Annotated in this window: 17 protein-coding genes and 1 tRNA gene; 4 read left to right on the top strand and 14 right to left on the bottom strand. The window is 35.1% G+C overall.

Annotated elements, in window-relative coordinates; translation table 11 throughout:
• Nucleotides 1-13 precede the first annotated feature (13 nt).
• The 10 genes from J6L97_RS00195 to J6L97_RS00150 all read right to left on the bottom strand — a co-directional run bounded on the left by J6L97_RS00195 (nt 14) and on the right by J6L97_RS00150 (nt 6,175).
• Nucleotides 14-412, bottom strand: a complete 399-nt coding sequence (locus tag J6L97_RS00195) for a hypothetical protein (RefSeq protein WP_223876404.1) — start codon at nt 410-412, stop codon at nt 14-16.
• A 4-nt stretch (nt 413-416) separates the two neighbouring features.
• A complete protein-coding gene (locus tag J6L97_RS00190) occupies nt 417-1,271 on the bottom strand; it encodes an ATP-binding cassette domain-containing protein (protein ID WP_005721907.1) in 855 nt (284 codons plus the stop codon).
• 59 nt (nt 1,272-1,330) lie between these two features.
• A complete protein-coding gene (locus J6L97_RS11370) occupies nt 1,331-1,408 on the bottom strand; it encodes a listeriolysin S family TOMM bacteriocin (RefSeq protein WP_432718217.1) in 78 nt (25 codons plus the stop codon).
• A gap of 224 nt (nt 1,409-1,632) precedes the next feature.
• Complete coding sequence (locus J6L97_RS00180) at nt 1,633-2,862, bottom strand: tyrosine-type recombinase/integrase (RefSeq protein WP_057726906.1); 1,230 nt, start codon at nt 2,860-2,862, stop codon at nt 1,633-1,635.
• A 43-nt stretch (nt 2,863-2,905) separates the two neighbouring features.
• Entirely contained in the window at nt 2,906-3,085 is a 180-nt protein-coding gene (locus tag J6L97_RS00175; protein WP_054832951.1) for a helix-turn-helix transcriptional regulator, read from the bottom strand.
• Between the two features lies 1 nt (nt 3,086).
• Nucleotides 3,087-3,470 carry a hypothetical protein gene (locus J6L97_RS00170; protein WP_057726905.1) on the bottom strand — a complete coding sequence of 128 codons (384 nt, stop codon included), beginning with the start codon at nt 3,468-3,470 and terminating at the stop codon, nt 3,087-3,089.
• Nucleotides 3,470-4,291: a replication initiation factor domain-containing protein gene (locus J6L97_RS00165; protein ID WP_005721903.1), complete on the bottom strand. Its 822-nt coding sequence runs from the start codon at nt 4,289-4,291 to the stop codon at nt 3,470-3,472. The genes J6L97_RS00170 and J6L97_RS00165 overlap by 1 nt, the downstream gene beginning before the upstream one ends.
• Before the next feature lie 86 nt (nt 4,292-4,377).
• Nucleotides 4,378-5,172, bottom strand: coding sequence for an FtsK/SpoIIIE domain-containing protein (locus J6L97_RS00160; RefSeq protein WP_020992932.1), 795 nt, complete (start codon nt 5,170-5,172; stop codon nt 4,378-4,380).
• Nucleotides 5,162-5,713, bottom strand: coding sequence for a hypothetical protein (locus J6L97_RS00155; protein WP_005721901.1), 552 nt, complete (start codon nt 5,711-5,713; stop codon nt 5,162-5,164). Before J6L97_RS00155 ends, J6L97_RS00160 begins: the two co-directional genes overlap by 11 nt.
• 18 nt (nt 5,714-5,731) lie before the next feature.
• Complete coding sequence (locus J6L97_RS00150) at nt 5,732-6,175, bottom strand: hypothetical protein (RefSeq protein ID WP_005721900.1); 444 nt, start codon at nt 6,173-6,175, stop codon at nt 5,732-5,734.
• A gap of 202 nt (nt 6,176-6,377) precedes the next feature.
• Here J6L97_RS00150 and J6L97_RS00145 point away from each other — a divergent pair, with 202 nt between their 5' ends.
• Entirely contained in the window at nt 6,378-7,142 is a 765-nt protein-coding gene (locus J6L97_RS00145; RefSeq protein ID WP_005721899.1) for a helix-turn-helix domain-containing protein, read from the top strand.
• A 203-nt stretch (nt 7,143-7,345) separates the two neighbouring features.
• On the opposite strand, the gene J6L97_RS00140 is transcribed toward J6L97_RS00145, so the two are convergent.
• A tRNA-Thr gene (locus J6L97_RS00140) sits at nt 7,346-7,418 on the bottom strand.
• 174 nt (nt 7,419-7,592) lie between these two features.
• Between J6L97_RS00140 and J6L97_RS00135 the strand changes: the two genes are divergently transcribed.
• From J6L97_RS00135 to J6L97_RS00125, 3 genes are all read left to right on the top strand, one after another.
• The gene (locus J6L97_RS00135; RefSeq protein WP_054832950.1) at nt 7,593-8,294 is read left to right on the top strand and encodes an MgtC/SapB family protein; all 702 of its coding nucleotides are present in this window, start codon (nt 7,593-7,595) and stop codon (nt 8,292-8,294) included.
• A 97-nt stretch (nt 8,295-8,391) separates the two neighbouring features.
• Nucleotides 8,392-9,621 carry a DUF2974 domain-containing protein gene (locus J6L97_RS00130; RefSeq protein WP_057726904.1) on the top strand — a complete coding sequence of 410 codons (1,230 nt, stop codon included), beginning with the start codon at nt 8,392-8,394 and terminating at the stop codon, nt 9,619-9,621.
• Between the two features lie 160 nt (nt 9,622-9,781).
• Complete coding sequence (locus tag J6L97_RS00125; protein ID WP_057726903.1) at nt 9,782-11,515, top strand: IS1182 family transposase; 1,734 nt, start codon at nt 9,782-9,784, stop codon at nt 11,513-11,515.
• Here the strand turns inward: J6L97_RS00125 and J6L97_RS00120 are convergent.
• The 3 genes from J6L97_RS00120 to J6L97_RS00110 all read right to left on the bottom strand — a co-directional run bounded on the left by J6L97_RS00120 (nt 11,489) and on the right by J6L97_RS00110 (nt 13,014).
• Nucleotides 11,489-11,746, bottom strand: coding sequence for a GlsB/YeaQ/YmgE family stress response membrane protein (locus J6L97_RS00120; RefSeq protein ID WP_054832947.1), 258 nt, complete (start codon nt 11,744-11,746; stop codon nt 11,489-11,491). The genes J6L97_RS00125 and J6L97_RS00120 overlap by 27 nt on opposite strands.
• A gap of 50 nt (nt 11,747-11,796) precedes the next feature.
• Nucleotides 11,797-11,988 carry a CsbD family protein gene (locus J6L97_RS00115; RefSeq protein WP_005723606.1) on the bottom strand — a complete coding sequence of 64 codons (192 nt, stop codon included), beginning with the start codon at nt 11,986-11,988 and terminating at the stop codon, nt 11,797-11,799.
• A gap of 147 nt (nt 11,989-12,135) precedes the next feature.
• Nucleotides 12,136-13,014: an ROK family protein gene (locus tag J6L97_RS00110; RefSeq protein WP_057726902.1), complete on the bottom strand. Its 879-nt coding sequence runs from the start codon at nt 13,012-13,014 to the stop codon at nt 12,136-12,138.
• Nucleotides 13,015-13,087 lie beyond the last annotated feature (73 nt).

Raw genomic sequence — 13,087 nt, 5'->3', positions numbered from 1 at the left:
TTAAAAAATCAATTTACGAGAAAGATCTATTTACACAAAAGATTTGACAGTTTCTTTTTCCTACTATTAAATTTATTCCAACTGAAATAAATACAATTATCAAATAAGAAATAATATTTGATAAAAATAATTTTTTTAAATCAACATTTAAGTATTTCAAACGCAAGTAATGCTTAGTTTCAAGCAAATTATTTATATCAATAGGAAAACTAATTAAGGTTAGAGGTAGAATACCTATAGTAGTACTAATAAAAAAATACTTATCTATAAAGTGATATCCATTTCTTAATGAAAAATTACCGTAAGATGTCATCATCATAATCATCATAATAATTGGAAAAAAAATAGAAAAAAATACAGCAATTGGAACTCTAAGTTGTGCTTTTAAACTTAATAAAATTTCTCTAGCCATTATTTTACCTATCCTCATGTTTTACTAATGCTAATTTATAAGTTGTGTATAAATTTTGTGGCACCACTTTATAATCTATCTTTTGTTGCTCTAATAAATTTGTTATATCATGTCTCTCATCAATACTACTAGATACAATATATTTATTACTATAAAGATTTAAAGGCTTCTGGGTCAGTCTAGATAGGCTTTTTTTATCATTTATAATAATTAATGAATCATGCTTATTTATAGAATAAAACTTAGATAAGCTTCCAAAATATATCATCTTGCCTCTATCAAGGATTATCAATTTATTAGCCCAATTTTCAACTTCTTCAAAATAATGACTTATTTGTATTACTGTTTTTTCTTCAGTAATATTATTTATGATTTTACTTAATTCATGCCTGTTATCATAATCTAAGCCGGAATTTATTTCATCTAGTAAGTAAATCTTTTTATTTTGAGAAAAAACCAAAGCTATTGTTAATCTCTGTTTTTCACCACCAGATAAGTCAGAAATGTATTTATTCATAATGCTTGCTAAATTAAAATTCTTAATAAATTTAGATTTTAAAATTAACTTTTTAGGTTTATTCCACACTAATTCAAAGATTTCATAAACTTTCAAGAATTTAAAATATACATTTTCTTGAAAAACTACTCCTATATCCGACTGATGATACTTCTCCTTTATACAGCCAGTGTATTTTACTTCATGTAAAAGACAATTTAATAGTGTACTTTTTCCTGCCCCATTTTTTCCAATTAGAGCTACTTTGTCTCCTGACTTTATCTCTATATCATGACCTCTAAAATCCAGTACTGTTTGATCCTTAAAATTAACTTTTAAGTCTTTTATTCTTAATAGACACATAACAGTATTTATACTCCTAAAAAAAGCACTGTAATATAATTTACAGCGCCAACTATCCATTAACTTTCAGCTACAGCGGCACATGAAGTTGTACAACTTGTTGTTGTACATGTGCAACATCCTGCAGCGTACTCCATAGCATCCATGTTGCTTGTATGATTATATTTATTAAACTTTTGTTCTACAATAACCATTTTGATTTCTCCTTCACATCTCTTTATGATGCCCTGAGTATACGCTCTTTTTTTTTCAAAATCTATAAAATGTTAAAAATTATTTGTTATTTATTATTTTCAAATTCTTGCTATTGCTACATTAATTCATTTTTTTATCAAATATAAGTTATTTTTGCATTTTTCTTTTATCTTTTAGCTATCAATCTAAGCATTTCTTCATTTCGATCTTCATCAACATGTACATATGTCCGCATAAACATCTTTAAAGAATGCCCTAATCTGCTTGCCGCCCAAGGGTAAGACATGCCTGGTGTATTCCCTAATTTTGTTGCTACAGTATGACGACAAGTATACATACTTATATTTAAATTTTGATTATTAACCCCTACTTTCTTACTCAACTGTTTCAACATATCATTCATACTTTTTTGAGTTATTGGATACCCTAATGCGCACAAGTGATAATCTGTGATGTTCAATAAAATTCGATCATTAAAATTAGTTAAACCATTCTCCCTTAAAAGTTCTAACTGACAATGACGAAACTTATTCAATAACTGCAAAAGTGGTTCAGAAAGGGGAAGGGTTAGTCTAGATTCTCCATGCGGTCGACTTTTCAAATGTCCGTTAAGATGCTTCTCTTTTTCATTCCATGAGTCATTTATTCTAAAAACTTTAAAACTTCCATCATTAGTAATTTGACTCCACTTTAAAGCCTGAATTTCTTGAGGTCTCATTCCAGTATCTAGAGCTATCAAGATAGCAATTCTAGTTGTCCAATAACTTATTCTTGTTACTCCAAGCTCTCTATAAATTCTATCTTTAAGAACATTAATTTCATTATTAGTGAAAACATATTTCTTAACAGGGGCATTCATTTCATCACGTCTAAAAAACTTAGTTAATGGCTTCATAGGAATAGGATTCTTTAAGACACCATATTCCTTCAAAGTAGCAAAATAACTCCTTAAATTTTGTAACTGTCTATCTAGCGTTGAATGAGGTGCCACAGTTGCTTTATGTGTACTTATGTAATTTCTAGCAAAACTACGCATATCTTTTTCTTTGATATCTTTAACTTTTTTCTTTCCGAAATATTGAGAAACAAGCTTAACCGTATATTTCCAATTATCATACGTAGTAATCGATGACCAACGCCCCGAACTTCTTTCTTCTTCTACATAGTGATCTAAAGCTTTTGCAAGTGGTTGATCTAATACATTTAAATTCATTTCTTTATGCGCGCGATATTGCACCCACATTTGTTCTTCTAATTGTTTTGCTTCACGCTTACTGCTAGTTTTTGTTACTTTACTAGGAATCGGAATAGTTTTACCTGTTTCATTATCAGTAGGTTGAATTCTAACACGGTATTTTCCTTTATTTTTCCCCGTTTTAATTTGTGTAATTGACATAGCTTTCTCCTAAAAAAGCGTAGCAAGTTGCTACGTCTTCTAATTAATGTTGGCTACTTACTAATAGCCACTCTTGTACTTCCTTTAAAACGTAATATTTACGTCCTTGGTCTCCAAGTTGATGATAAGGACACCCATTTTTAATTAATTTAAAAGAGTAAGTATAGCTAATACCTAATTCTTCTGCTATTTGTCTAGCGTTGAGTAACTCTGTGCCAAACATATTAGCCCCTGCCTTTCTGTTTATCTCCCTCAACTAATTCTCTCTTTAAGTCTTCTAAATATTCTCCAAAGTTCAAGCCTTGCGTAGAATCTGCAATAGTTTTAGTATCCGCCTTTATCTTGTCCGAGTGGTAGTAATGTCCTAACGTATCAGGATTAGAAATAAAATAATCTAAAAATTGATACAACTTTTTTAGTGCTTCATCACCATAAATTTCTTTAATCAACGTAATAACTCCACTGGCACCACCATACAAGAACCAATTAATTTTTCTATTCAGGGAAGCGTCAACTTGAGCTTGTTTTAGTTCTTGAAGTCCTTGTCCTTTCGATAACTCTTTTAAAATCTTCCATTCTTTAGAATATTGGAATTTTTCATATGTCATTATTCTTCCCTATCAACTAATGACCAACGTTCTAGTACACAGCCAAGTAAATAAGGATAAATATTATCTGCAGTTAATGTTGTAATATATTTTCCTAGTTCTTTAGCTAAACGGTGTTTAAATTCTGCTTCTACTCTTATCCAATCGTTACAGTTTCTAGCCAAGTTTCTATAGAGTCCATCGGCTCGATCCTGTTCAACTTTTTTATCATAAATTCTCAGAAAAGCATCACTTTTTCTACTACCGATATATAGAGTCTGAGCTTCACTATAGCTTCCAATTATCTTAAATCGATTAGCATTGATTTTATTTCCTTGAGTATTCAAGAAAAATGATTCTTCATTCTTTAACCTTTGAATAATTTCGTTAACTGAAAAACCATAATTAATAAGGTCAGTAGCTATATCTAGCCTCGATATATGCCCCATTTTTTCATATAATTCTTCAATTATTTTCTTCCAATTAACAGGAATTCCATGTAATTCAGCAAGGCTTTCATATAGCGCTTTGCCTGTCGCAGTAAAGTCGACTAGTATTCCCATATCTTTTCTTGACTCGTTCCACATTACGGAAATATTTCCGCCTTGTTCTCCTGAACCGAAATTATATGAAGAAGTATAGCCATTATGTCCATGACTCACTGTATTAGACTTAAACAACCATGCCAGATGCAGCAGATTATCAGCTACTATAACTTCTTTGGGTAAACTTTGACTATTTTCTACTTGATAGATTTCATCATATGGAATATTTAGACGAAGTTGATCAATTTTAATATTATTCATCGTTTCCATGATTAATAATCTTTCCGTTACACCCATATTATTAAGTGGGTGTTGCCAGCCCGCTCACGCTTGAACATTCCATTCGGGTGACTCCGTCCCCCGTCAGCTGGCAACTAAAATAACTATAATTGCCAATAATCAGACTCATCATTATACTTAGACGAGTCATAATTATTTTCCAGTCGGGTAATTACCTTAGGTACATCAATATTAGACATATCAGGTGACACAAACGGAGTAGGATTGCTAATCTTTTGTCCATCAGAATAGATAAGACCATAACCCGGTTTATTTGGAACTAATGGTAATGCTTTAATATCATTCACCATTGGATAAGCCATACGATAAGTTTCCGAGTCTGCTTGTCCCATAACGATTCGTGTGCCTAATTGCAATGTAATATCACGATCTAAAATGGTTGCATCAATTCTTTGACCAGAGATAAGTGTAAAGATTCCAGCCTGTCGACCTCGCAGAATAATCTGACGTAATTCACCCATTATCTCTTTTTTATTCTTACCAGCTTCAGCAAGCATAGCTGATACTTCATCAATGACTAATAGATAAGGTCGATACCCATATTCTGAGAAATCTTGTCCCCATTTTCCATTTTTGAAGTGCTCATATCTTGCACTCATATTCTCGTTAATGACACGCAATAGCCGTGCTATTTGATTTGTTGTACTTGCTACTACTTTCTTGCCATCTTTTAAAAATTGATGAAGTCCATACATATCAGCTCTTTTAGCATCAATAATGTATAATCCGCAATCACATTGAGAGACAGCCTTAAGCATAATATAAGTCGTAGTGTTAGTTTTGCCTGACCCACTACGACCGACTATCAGAAGACCTCCTGAGCCCTTAAGACTAAAACTAGTATTTTTATCTAGTTGAATATTAAAACTAAAACACATCATCCATAACCTTCATTTGTTGCTTATCAATATCTCTTAACAAGTATCTTGTATAAGATAATTGGTGATCTACTGATAAGACATTCATGTTGAAGGTCTCCTCTAGCCTGCTATTTAGCGTTTGTGTAGCATCACTATGCTTTATGCCATTAGGATATACAGTAATGTATATACCTTCTGATGTTTCTTCATAGATAATCTTGACGCCATATTCAACTTTTCGTTCATTAAAAGTTGTTGTTTCTTTTTTATCTGCATAATCTATAAGTTGTTCAGAATGAATGATGCTCATTAATCGCTTATAGATTTTATAGTTAATAATATGAAGATTAATCCACTTCCAACATGGATACCCTAAGGGTATAATATTTACTAAAAATGGATAAGCAAGAGCTGTGTAATTGCCCGTGCTTAACAAGTTAGGCGCAACCTTATACTCAACTGCAATTGATAACAATAAGGTTACTCCTTCTGCCATTTTTAGCCCGCTAGGATTACCTAGCGGCTTTTTTGTATCTAATACTAGTCTCTTAGTTTTCACAAAATCACTTCCTAGCCCTTATAAGTTCATAGCTTCTTGAGGACTGACTTCCAAAATTCTAATATTTGACGCAGATAGCCCCTCATTTCCGTTAAAATTCCAATGACTAAGATCATCAAAGGCAACTACCTTATTTTTCTCTAAACCAAACAAAAATTTTTTATTTTCATCATCAGTAATTACACTTTTGCTTCCCTTAACTTTCACGGTTAACACAGTACCAATTGCTAGTCTTGTATTAGAACTTACAACTCGTACTTTATATACTGCACGCGGAATAGTTTTACTTTCATCATTAGAATCTTGGACTTCTTCTGTTGTTCCGCTTAGTAACAAGAAGCATTTACCGATAGCTTCCTCTAATGGTCGAGTTAAAGCCGATTGAATCGGAGTTCTCTTACTGTTGCTCTCATTAAAGGTGGAAAGCAATTCACCTTGTTTTGTTGTATTATCTTGTGCCATGTGGAACCTCCTTATGTTCTACACTTTAGAGCATATACATTATTTGCTCCTTATAACGATGAACTATTTATATTTATGCTCCTTTCTGCATAAATAGTTATATCATTTTGTTTGCTCCTTTTCAATAGCTAAATAAATATTTTTAGCTCCTTAGTTTATAGAGCATGTTATAATTATGAAGAATATTTAAGGGAGGATTTTTATGGTATTACCTAGAATTAAAGAAATCAGAGAAAAAATGGATAAAACTCAAGCCCAACTCTCCGATTATCTATCAAATGAAAAAGGATTAAACATCTCCAGAGGCACAATTGCAAAATATGAAAGTGGTGTTAACTATCCATCTCCCCAAACAATGAGTAAACTTGCACATGCGCTTAATGTTTCTGAATACTATTTATCAGGAAAAGGCACCCAAAGATCAGACGTTGATCATAAATTAGTATCTCTTTTACATAATAAATACTTTAACGTTTCTGACTTTACTGATGAATTTCATCAATACTTAAAAAACTACCTACTATTTTTGGGTGACTATAATACTCCTCTGAATTTTTATCGTAATAAAGACGGCGATATTGATAAGACAGCAGAAAAAACACATTTTCCTCAATTTGATGAAATCAATGAATTTTGGAAAAAAGATTTCTCCTTTCTATTTAAAGATCTTAACTTTATCAATTCCCTAGTTGGAACAACAAATAAAGAATTTGAAAATTTAGTTCTTAATAAATTAAAAGATCAATATTCTAAAGATGTAGATAATAGAAACTTTAATATATTAATTGATGAAGTTGATAATATGGCTCATAACATTGAACTAACTGCTTCAAAAGTAATCAATACTCAAGCTACTAAAAAAGAACTTTTATCAGCTATTGATCAAGGTATACAGAGTCTACAATTTGCTAAAGAAAATTTCTTTTCATCTGATAATTCAGATAAATCAAAAAATGACAAACAATAAAGCCTGTCATTACAGTATTTATAGTACCTTTGCCACACAAATGCCACACTAGAAAAACTGTGTGGCATTTTTTGTGGTGAAACTAAGTATTCATATCTATTTTTAAATCTACACAAATAATTATAAGTAACAAAAAAGTCTATCATATCAAGCTCTTTCGAACTTAAATGATAGACTTAAAAACTTGTAAGTTGTTTAACTAATGCTGACTAGAGGGTTCGAACCTCCGACCTCCTCATTACTAGTGAGGTGCTCTGCCAACTGAGCTAAGTCAGCAACTCTTCGTTGTCTTACCCGACAACAGTATTTATTAAACCATATAGATGGAAACTGTGCAAGTCTTTTTTTGAAAAAAGTTCAAAAAAATTCCCCAGACTATAATTTTTCTGCATTTACGTTAAAATAGAAATGATAATAATTGTTGATTATACAAAGGATGAGGACTAAATAATGCAAACTTTAGCTCCAATTACAACCGAATTAGATTGGCTACTTAGAATTGTTGTCGCAGCTTTTTGTGGCGCATTAATCGGCTATGAGCGGGCGATTCAGAGAAAAAGCGCGGGTGTGAGAACTCATATCGTAGTTGCGATTGCTTCTGCTTTATTCATGATCGTATCTAAATATGGATTTACCGATCTATTAAGCATGCATGACATTGCACTAGATCCATCAAGAATTGCGGCCCAGATCGTTACAGGAATTTCCTTCATTGGTGCGGGTACAATCCTAGTTAGAAAAGAACAGGTCTCGGGCTTAACTACTGCCGCTGGAGTTTGGGCAACTGCCGCCATCGGGATGGCTGTTGGTGCTGGCATGTATTTCATCGGTATCCTATCAACCGCCCTATTGTTTATCATTCAAATGATCTTTCACGATGATGTCATTATCAACAAAATAACGCCACATGTTCGTTTTAACATTCAAATTGTGGCTATTAATCAGCATCATATTTTATCTAAAATCAAGCAAGAACTAGCAGATAATCACGTCGAAAATGTTACTGTTAAAATTCTCGACGTGAGTGATGACCACATTGTTTTCTACGTTGACGGAATCATTAATAATAAAATGGATGAGAATTCTATTATCATGAATTTACGTAAATATCCTGATATTACCCGCATTAGTTATACCCGTGGTGGTATGTAAAATCATTTTCAATCTCAAGCATTAGCTTGAGATTTTTATTTTGGCGCGACAATTTAGTAAAATAGTAATATTGCCTAATTAATGAAAGGATGAGATTATGGCTGGAACTCTTGATTATTTACGTTGGCGGGGAGATCTTTCTTTTAAAGAACGGTCTTTTAATAGCGTGGACGCATCCCTCTTCGCCTCAATCATCTACTTACCCGTCGACAAATCTGCTAAGGGACATACCTTAAGTGAAGTCGCAGAAAAATTGCGCGTCCTTCCTTCATTTCAAGTTCAAATGAAAGATTTAGCTGGCGATCAAGTTCTTCTTTTACCTAAATCACCTCGTCTAGGCGATATCAAAATCCTTAACTGGACCAACCGACTGGAAAAAGATCCTTATCCACTTCAATTTACCGCGGCTACTTTTCGCTTAACCGATAATACAATTATCATCGTTTACCGCGGAACCGACAGCTCAATCATCGGCTGGAACGAAGACATGAATATGAACTACATGCCCAAAGTTTATGGCCAAGACATCGCTGCCAATTACCTCAAAGAAATGGCTGCCGCCTTTCCCCATGACAAAATTTATTTAGCAGGGCATTCTAAGGGCGGCAATTACGCTGAATATGCTTTAAGCGTAGCCGAGCCAAAATTGCAAGACCGCATTATCAAAGCCTTTAGCTTTGATGGCCCCGGCTTTTTCCGCCAGGTCTGGAACTCTCCTGGTTTTACTCGCAGCATGTATAAAATGAAGACCTATTTACCTGAAGCCTCAATCATCGGCACCATGCTTGACCACCCTGAGCGCGTTTTAATCATTAAAAGTACAGCGCCAATGGTCCAACAACATGATCCTCGCCGCTGGGCCGTGGGGCGTGCCAGTTTTGTTTTAGCTGAGAGTTTAACTTCAGGTGCCCGCTCATTGCGCCACTCGCTCATCGATTTCAATCACAGCATCCCTGAAAAACAACGCGGCGAACTCTGGGATGCCCTCTTTCAAGCTTTTGATGAATTGAACATTACCGATGTGTTCCAGATTACAGCCAATAAATTATTAGGCACTGTCCGTTTCAGTCGCGTAATTATGTCATTAGAGCCTGAGACGCGCCGTTATGTTTTGCATATGTTCGGTGAGATTATCAATGCTTTACGTGGTAATATCAGCTTACCGTTTAGCGAAAGTGACTTTGCCTTATATCCCAAGAGCAATGACTCTAACAAGGCACCCATATTCTTTGAATTTTATGACAAAACGGTCCCTAGTCTTTTGCCTGAAGAAATTAAGCAACGTTTTTTAGCTGAGAAAGAAAATGAACGAAAAAAGCTAAAATAGTTTCACATGAAACACAAAGTGTCTGGGAAAAAACTAATTCTCAGACAGGAAAAAAGAACGATGATTTCCTAATGGATTTCATCGTTCTTTTTCTATACTTTAAGTGCCTTCCTTGATATTATTGAATCACCACAAAACAAAAAGAAAGAAGGCAATCTTAATGTATCAAAATTATACCATAGGTCAAACAGCTTTAACACTCAACTTAGACTTCGCTATTCCTCATAATCATTTGGCTAATACCATTAGCTGGTTTGTCGATTCAATTCCAGAAGATGTCTTATTGGGTAATACTGCTAAAACCGGTCGTCCAGCTTATCATCCAGCGATGATGCTTAAAATCTTGCTTTTTGCTTATTCCAGAAGAGTATTTTCAGGCAGAAAAATCGAATTAATGCTGGAAGAAAACGTGCCGATGATGGCTTTGGCTGAACACCAACAGATTTCTTACCATACTATCAATAACTTTAGATCCAGCAAGCATGCCAATGAGCTGGTTAAGAAAAGCTTCCTCTACTTTACCAATTTGTTAGAAGCCGAGGGCCTTATCAATGAAGGAGCGATCTTTATTGATGGCACTAAAATCGAAGCTGACGCCAATCGCTATACTTTTGTTTGGCGCAAGGCAGTTGAAAAATTTCATGACAAGCTCAAAGGTCAAGCGGTTGAGCTTTATGATGAATTGATTGCCAAAGAAGTCGTCAAAGCAATGGCAAAAGAGAAAGTCCAGACCAGTCAAGGTTTGGCAGAGCTAGTACAAGAAACGGAAGCCGAGATTGAAAAGCTGACCGAAGAAATTGAGCAAGAACCCAAAGCAATCCCTGGCGGTTCGCCTAGAAAAGCAAGAAGACGCGGTCTTAAAAAGCTGCTTCATAAACTAAGAAAAGACTATGTTCCTCGAATGAAGAAATATGAAGAGGCGAAAGAAATCTTTGCAGGGCGTAATAGCTATTCTAAGACAGATCATGACGCGACTTTCATGCATATGAAGGAAGATCACATGAAGAACGGCCAGCTCAAGCCAGGCTACAATATTCAAGCCGCTACCACTGATCAATATGTGGTTGACTTTGCTTTATACCCTAATCCAACTGATTTCAGAACTTTCGAACCATTTTTAAAGCAGATGACGACACTAGACAAGTTTGACAAGATTGTCGCTGATGCTGGTTATGGCAGCGAATATAACTATTCAATGTTGGCAGAGAAATATTCAGACAAGAAGTACTATATTCCTTATACCATGTACGAAAAGGAAAAGACCAGAAAGTATCGCAACGATCCAACTAAGCTGGCTAACTGGTTCTATGATGAAAAAGATGATTATTACCTTGATCAAAATGGCGTCAGATTCAACTTCAAATATTATAGTCAACGTAAAGATCGATCGACTGGTCAGGTTCGTGATTTTAAGGTCTATGAAGCAGATGAATTTCAACTAACGCCAGAATTAGAACGCTTAGCCAAGACTAAGAGCGGACGCCAACGTCAGGTTCGCTATAATCCTAACTGGCAATACCTAAAAGAAAAAGCCAAAGCAGTTCTCCAAAGTCCTGAAGGCAGACACATCTACAGCATGAGGAAATATGATGTGGAGCCGATTTTTGGACATTTGAAGAACGTCTTTGGCATGCGCCGAACTCATTTAAGAGGCAAAAAGAAGGTTGAAACAGATATAGGAATAGCCTTCATGATGATGAATTTAAGCAAATATTGGAACAGAAGATGGTCAAAAGACCAATTTTCTTTGTTCAAAAATAAAAATAGACAGAAAAAGACGGTCAAGCAACTCAAATTAAGAGTTGGATTGATCGTCTTTCAGTATCTAATGGTTAGTTTTTTCCCAGACACTTCTCTTATTCTATTTTTATTCAGTTCTTCTAAGCATCCCTAGTACAAAGGAAACCACTAGTACCAAGATGACTGCTCCCAATATTGATGGTACGATTGCCATCCCAGCCATTTGCGGCCCCCACGAACCAAAGATTGCTTGGCCTAAGGTTGAACCAACCAGCCCTGCTATTAAATTAGCTATAAATCCCATTGATCCACCCCTACCAGTTATGAAACCAGCTATTAGACCTATTATAGCGCCAACGATTAAAACCCAGATCCATGATAACATAGGATCACCTATTTGCTTTCTGTTTAGCTATTGCTAGTCGACCTGAGTCTTTAACAATCTTCATCTATTTGATGGTCTTTTTCCAGATCATCCTTTAATTTTTTGGCTTTGTCCTTAACTTTGCCCTTGGCTTGTTGAGCTTTTCCTTGGACTTCGCGTGATTTATCGCCGGTAATTTTACCTTCGACTTCTTTCACTTTACCGATAACTTTGTCTTTTAAGCCACTATCTGATTTGTTCATAGTTGGGCTCCTTTCTTAATAAACCGGTTACGTTTCTAGAATTAATATTACTCGCATTTAGGTCAAATTACGTCAAAAAAGGCTCGCCTTACGTCTTTCTTAACGAGTTGAGCCTTTTTATTGCTTATTCAATTTATCTATGCTTTTTTATTTGAGCAAATTCTTAGCTAATTCAAAATCGCCAAGAGTTGCAGACCCGTTGTGAGCCACAGCAGGACGCACAATTAATTCATTCAAATCGGGTGTGGCAACGTAATTGTTGTTAAATTCATCAAAGAACTTTCTTACCTTAACCAAATCATCTTCATTTAAAACTGAACCGCCAACAATCATTACATCTGGACGAGCAGCCATGTAAACATTGAAGAGCATTTGAGCAATGTAATATGCAGAATAAGTGAAGACCTTGTTATCGCGAGACAATTTTTCACCAGGGATACCAGTTCTGCCCTCAAGACTTGGACCAGCAGACATGCCTTCAACACAAGCATCATTATGGAATGGGCAATGGCCTTCATAATCATCACCAGGATAACGACGAACCAACATGTGCCCCATTTCTGGATGGTTATTCAAACCGAGCAACTTACCCGCTTGCACAATTCCAGCTCCAACGCCAGTACCAACTGTTGCATAGAAGTAGCTCTTAGAATCATCGCGACCGCGAGCAACATATTCACCATAGCATGATGCGTTAACGTCAGTCGTCATGGCAACTGGAATACCTAATTCTCTTTCAAAGAAGCCCTTTACGTCCGTACCTGACCAACCTGGCTTAGGCGTGTCCAAAATGTAGCCATAAGTACGAGAGTTAGGATTGATATCAATTGGACCAAAAGTACCAATTCCTAATGCATCAACGGGGTGCTTTTTGAAAAACTCAGCTGTTTTTTGTAAAGTCTCCTTGTTAGTAGTGGTAGGAATACGATCACGCGCTACTTCCTTGCCTGTTTCAACATCTTGCACAGCGACGATAAATTTAGTACCACCAGCTTCGATACTACCAACATATTTCTTTTCTGCCATATTCTCATCCTTTTCTGTATGTAAGTTTTTCTCCAAAAAGTTTTCGTGCTGCTAATATTATAAAGAAAAAAGC

Source organism: Lactobacillus crispatus, from assembly GCF_018987235.1.
Taxonomy (GTDB): Bacteria; Bacillota; Bacilli; order Lactobacillales; family Lactobacillaceae; genus Lactobacillus; species Lactobacillus crispatus.
The sequence above is the reverse complement of the archived record's forward strand: the minus strand, read 5'-3'. Positions and strand labels throughout refer to the sequence as shown.

Excerpts from the sequence above, each read along its gene's own strand:
- J6L97_RS00130 (WP_057726904.1), top strand. The coding sequence starts at position 8,392 with ATGGCTGGAACTCTTGATTATTTACGTTGGCGGGGAGATCTTTCTTTT.
- J6L97_RS00145 (WP_005721899.1), top strand. The coding sequence starts at position 6,378 with ATGGTATTACCTAGAATTAAAGAAATCAGAGAAAAAATGGATAAAACT.
- J6L97_RS00135 (WP_054832950.1), top strand. The coding sequence starts at position 7,593 with ATGCAAACTTTAGCTCCAATTACAACCGAATTAGATTGGCTACTTAGA.
- J6L97_RS00170 (WP_057726905.1), bottom strand. The coding sequence starts at position 3,470 with ATGACATATGAAAAATTCCAATATTCTAAAGAATGGAAGATTTTAAAA.
- J6L97_RS00150 (WP_005721900.1), bottom strand. The coding sequence starts at position 6,175 with ATGGCACAAGATAATACAACAAAACAAGGTGAATTGCTTTCCACCTTT.
- J6L97_RS00195 (WP_223876404.1), bottom strand. The coding sequence starts at position 412 with ATGGCTAGAGAAATTTTATTAAGTTTAAAAGCACAACTTAGAGTTCCA.
- J6L97_RS11370 (WP_432718217.1), bottom strand. The coding sequence starts at position 1,408 with ATGGAGTACGCTGCAGGATGTTGCACATGTACAACAACAAGTTGTACA.
- J6L97_RS00160 (WP_020992932.1), bottom strand. The coding sequence starts at position 5,172 with ATGTGTTTTAGTTTTAATATTCAACTAGATAAAAATACTAGTTTTAGT.
- J6L97_RS00120 (WP_054832947.1), bottom strand. The coding sequence starts at position 11,746 with ATGTTATCATGGATCTGGGTTTTAATCGTTGGCGCTATAATAGGTCTA.
- J6L97_RS00180 (WP_057726906.1), bottom strand. The coding sequence starts at position 2,862 with ATGTCAATTACACAAATTAAAACGGGGAAAAATAAAGGAAAATACCGT.
- J6L97_RS00175 (WP_054832951.1), bottom strand. The coding sequence starts at position 3,085 with ATGTTTGGCACAGAGTTACTCAACGCTAGACAAATAGCAGAAGAATTA.
- J6L97_RS00125 (WP_057726903.1), top strand. The coding sequence starts at position 9,782 with ATGTATCAAAATTATACCATAGGTCAAACAGCTTTAACACTCAACTTA.
- J6L97_RS00165 (WP_005721903.1), bottom strand. The coding sequence starts at position 4,291 with ATGGGTGTAACGGAAAGATTATTAATCATGGAAACGATGAATAATATT.
- J6L97_RS00110 (WP_057726902.1), bottom strand. The coding sequence starts at position 13,014 with ATGGCAGAAAAGAAATATGTTGGTAGTATCGAAGCTGGTGGTACTAAA.
- J6L97_RS00115 (WP_005723606.1), bottom strand. The coding sequence starts at position 11,988 with ATGAACAAATCAGATAGTGGCTTAAAAGACAAAGTTATCGGTAAAGTG.
- J6L97_RS00190 (WP_005721907.1), bottom strand. The coding sequence starts at position 1,271 with ATGTGTCTATTAAGAATAAAAGACTTAAAAGTTAATTTTAAGGATCAA.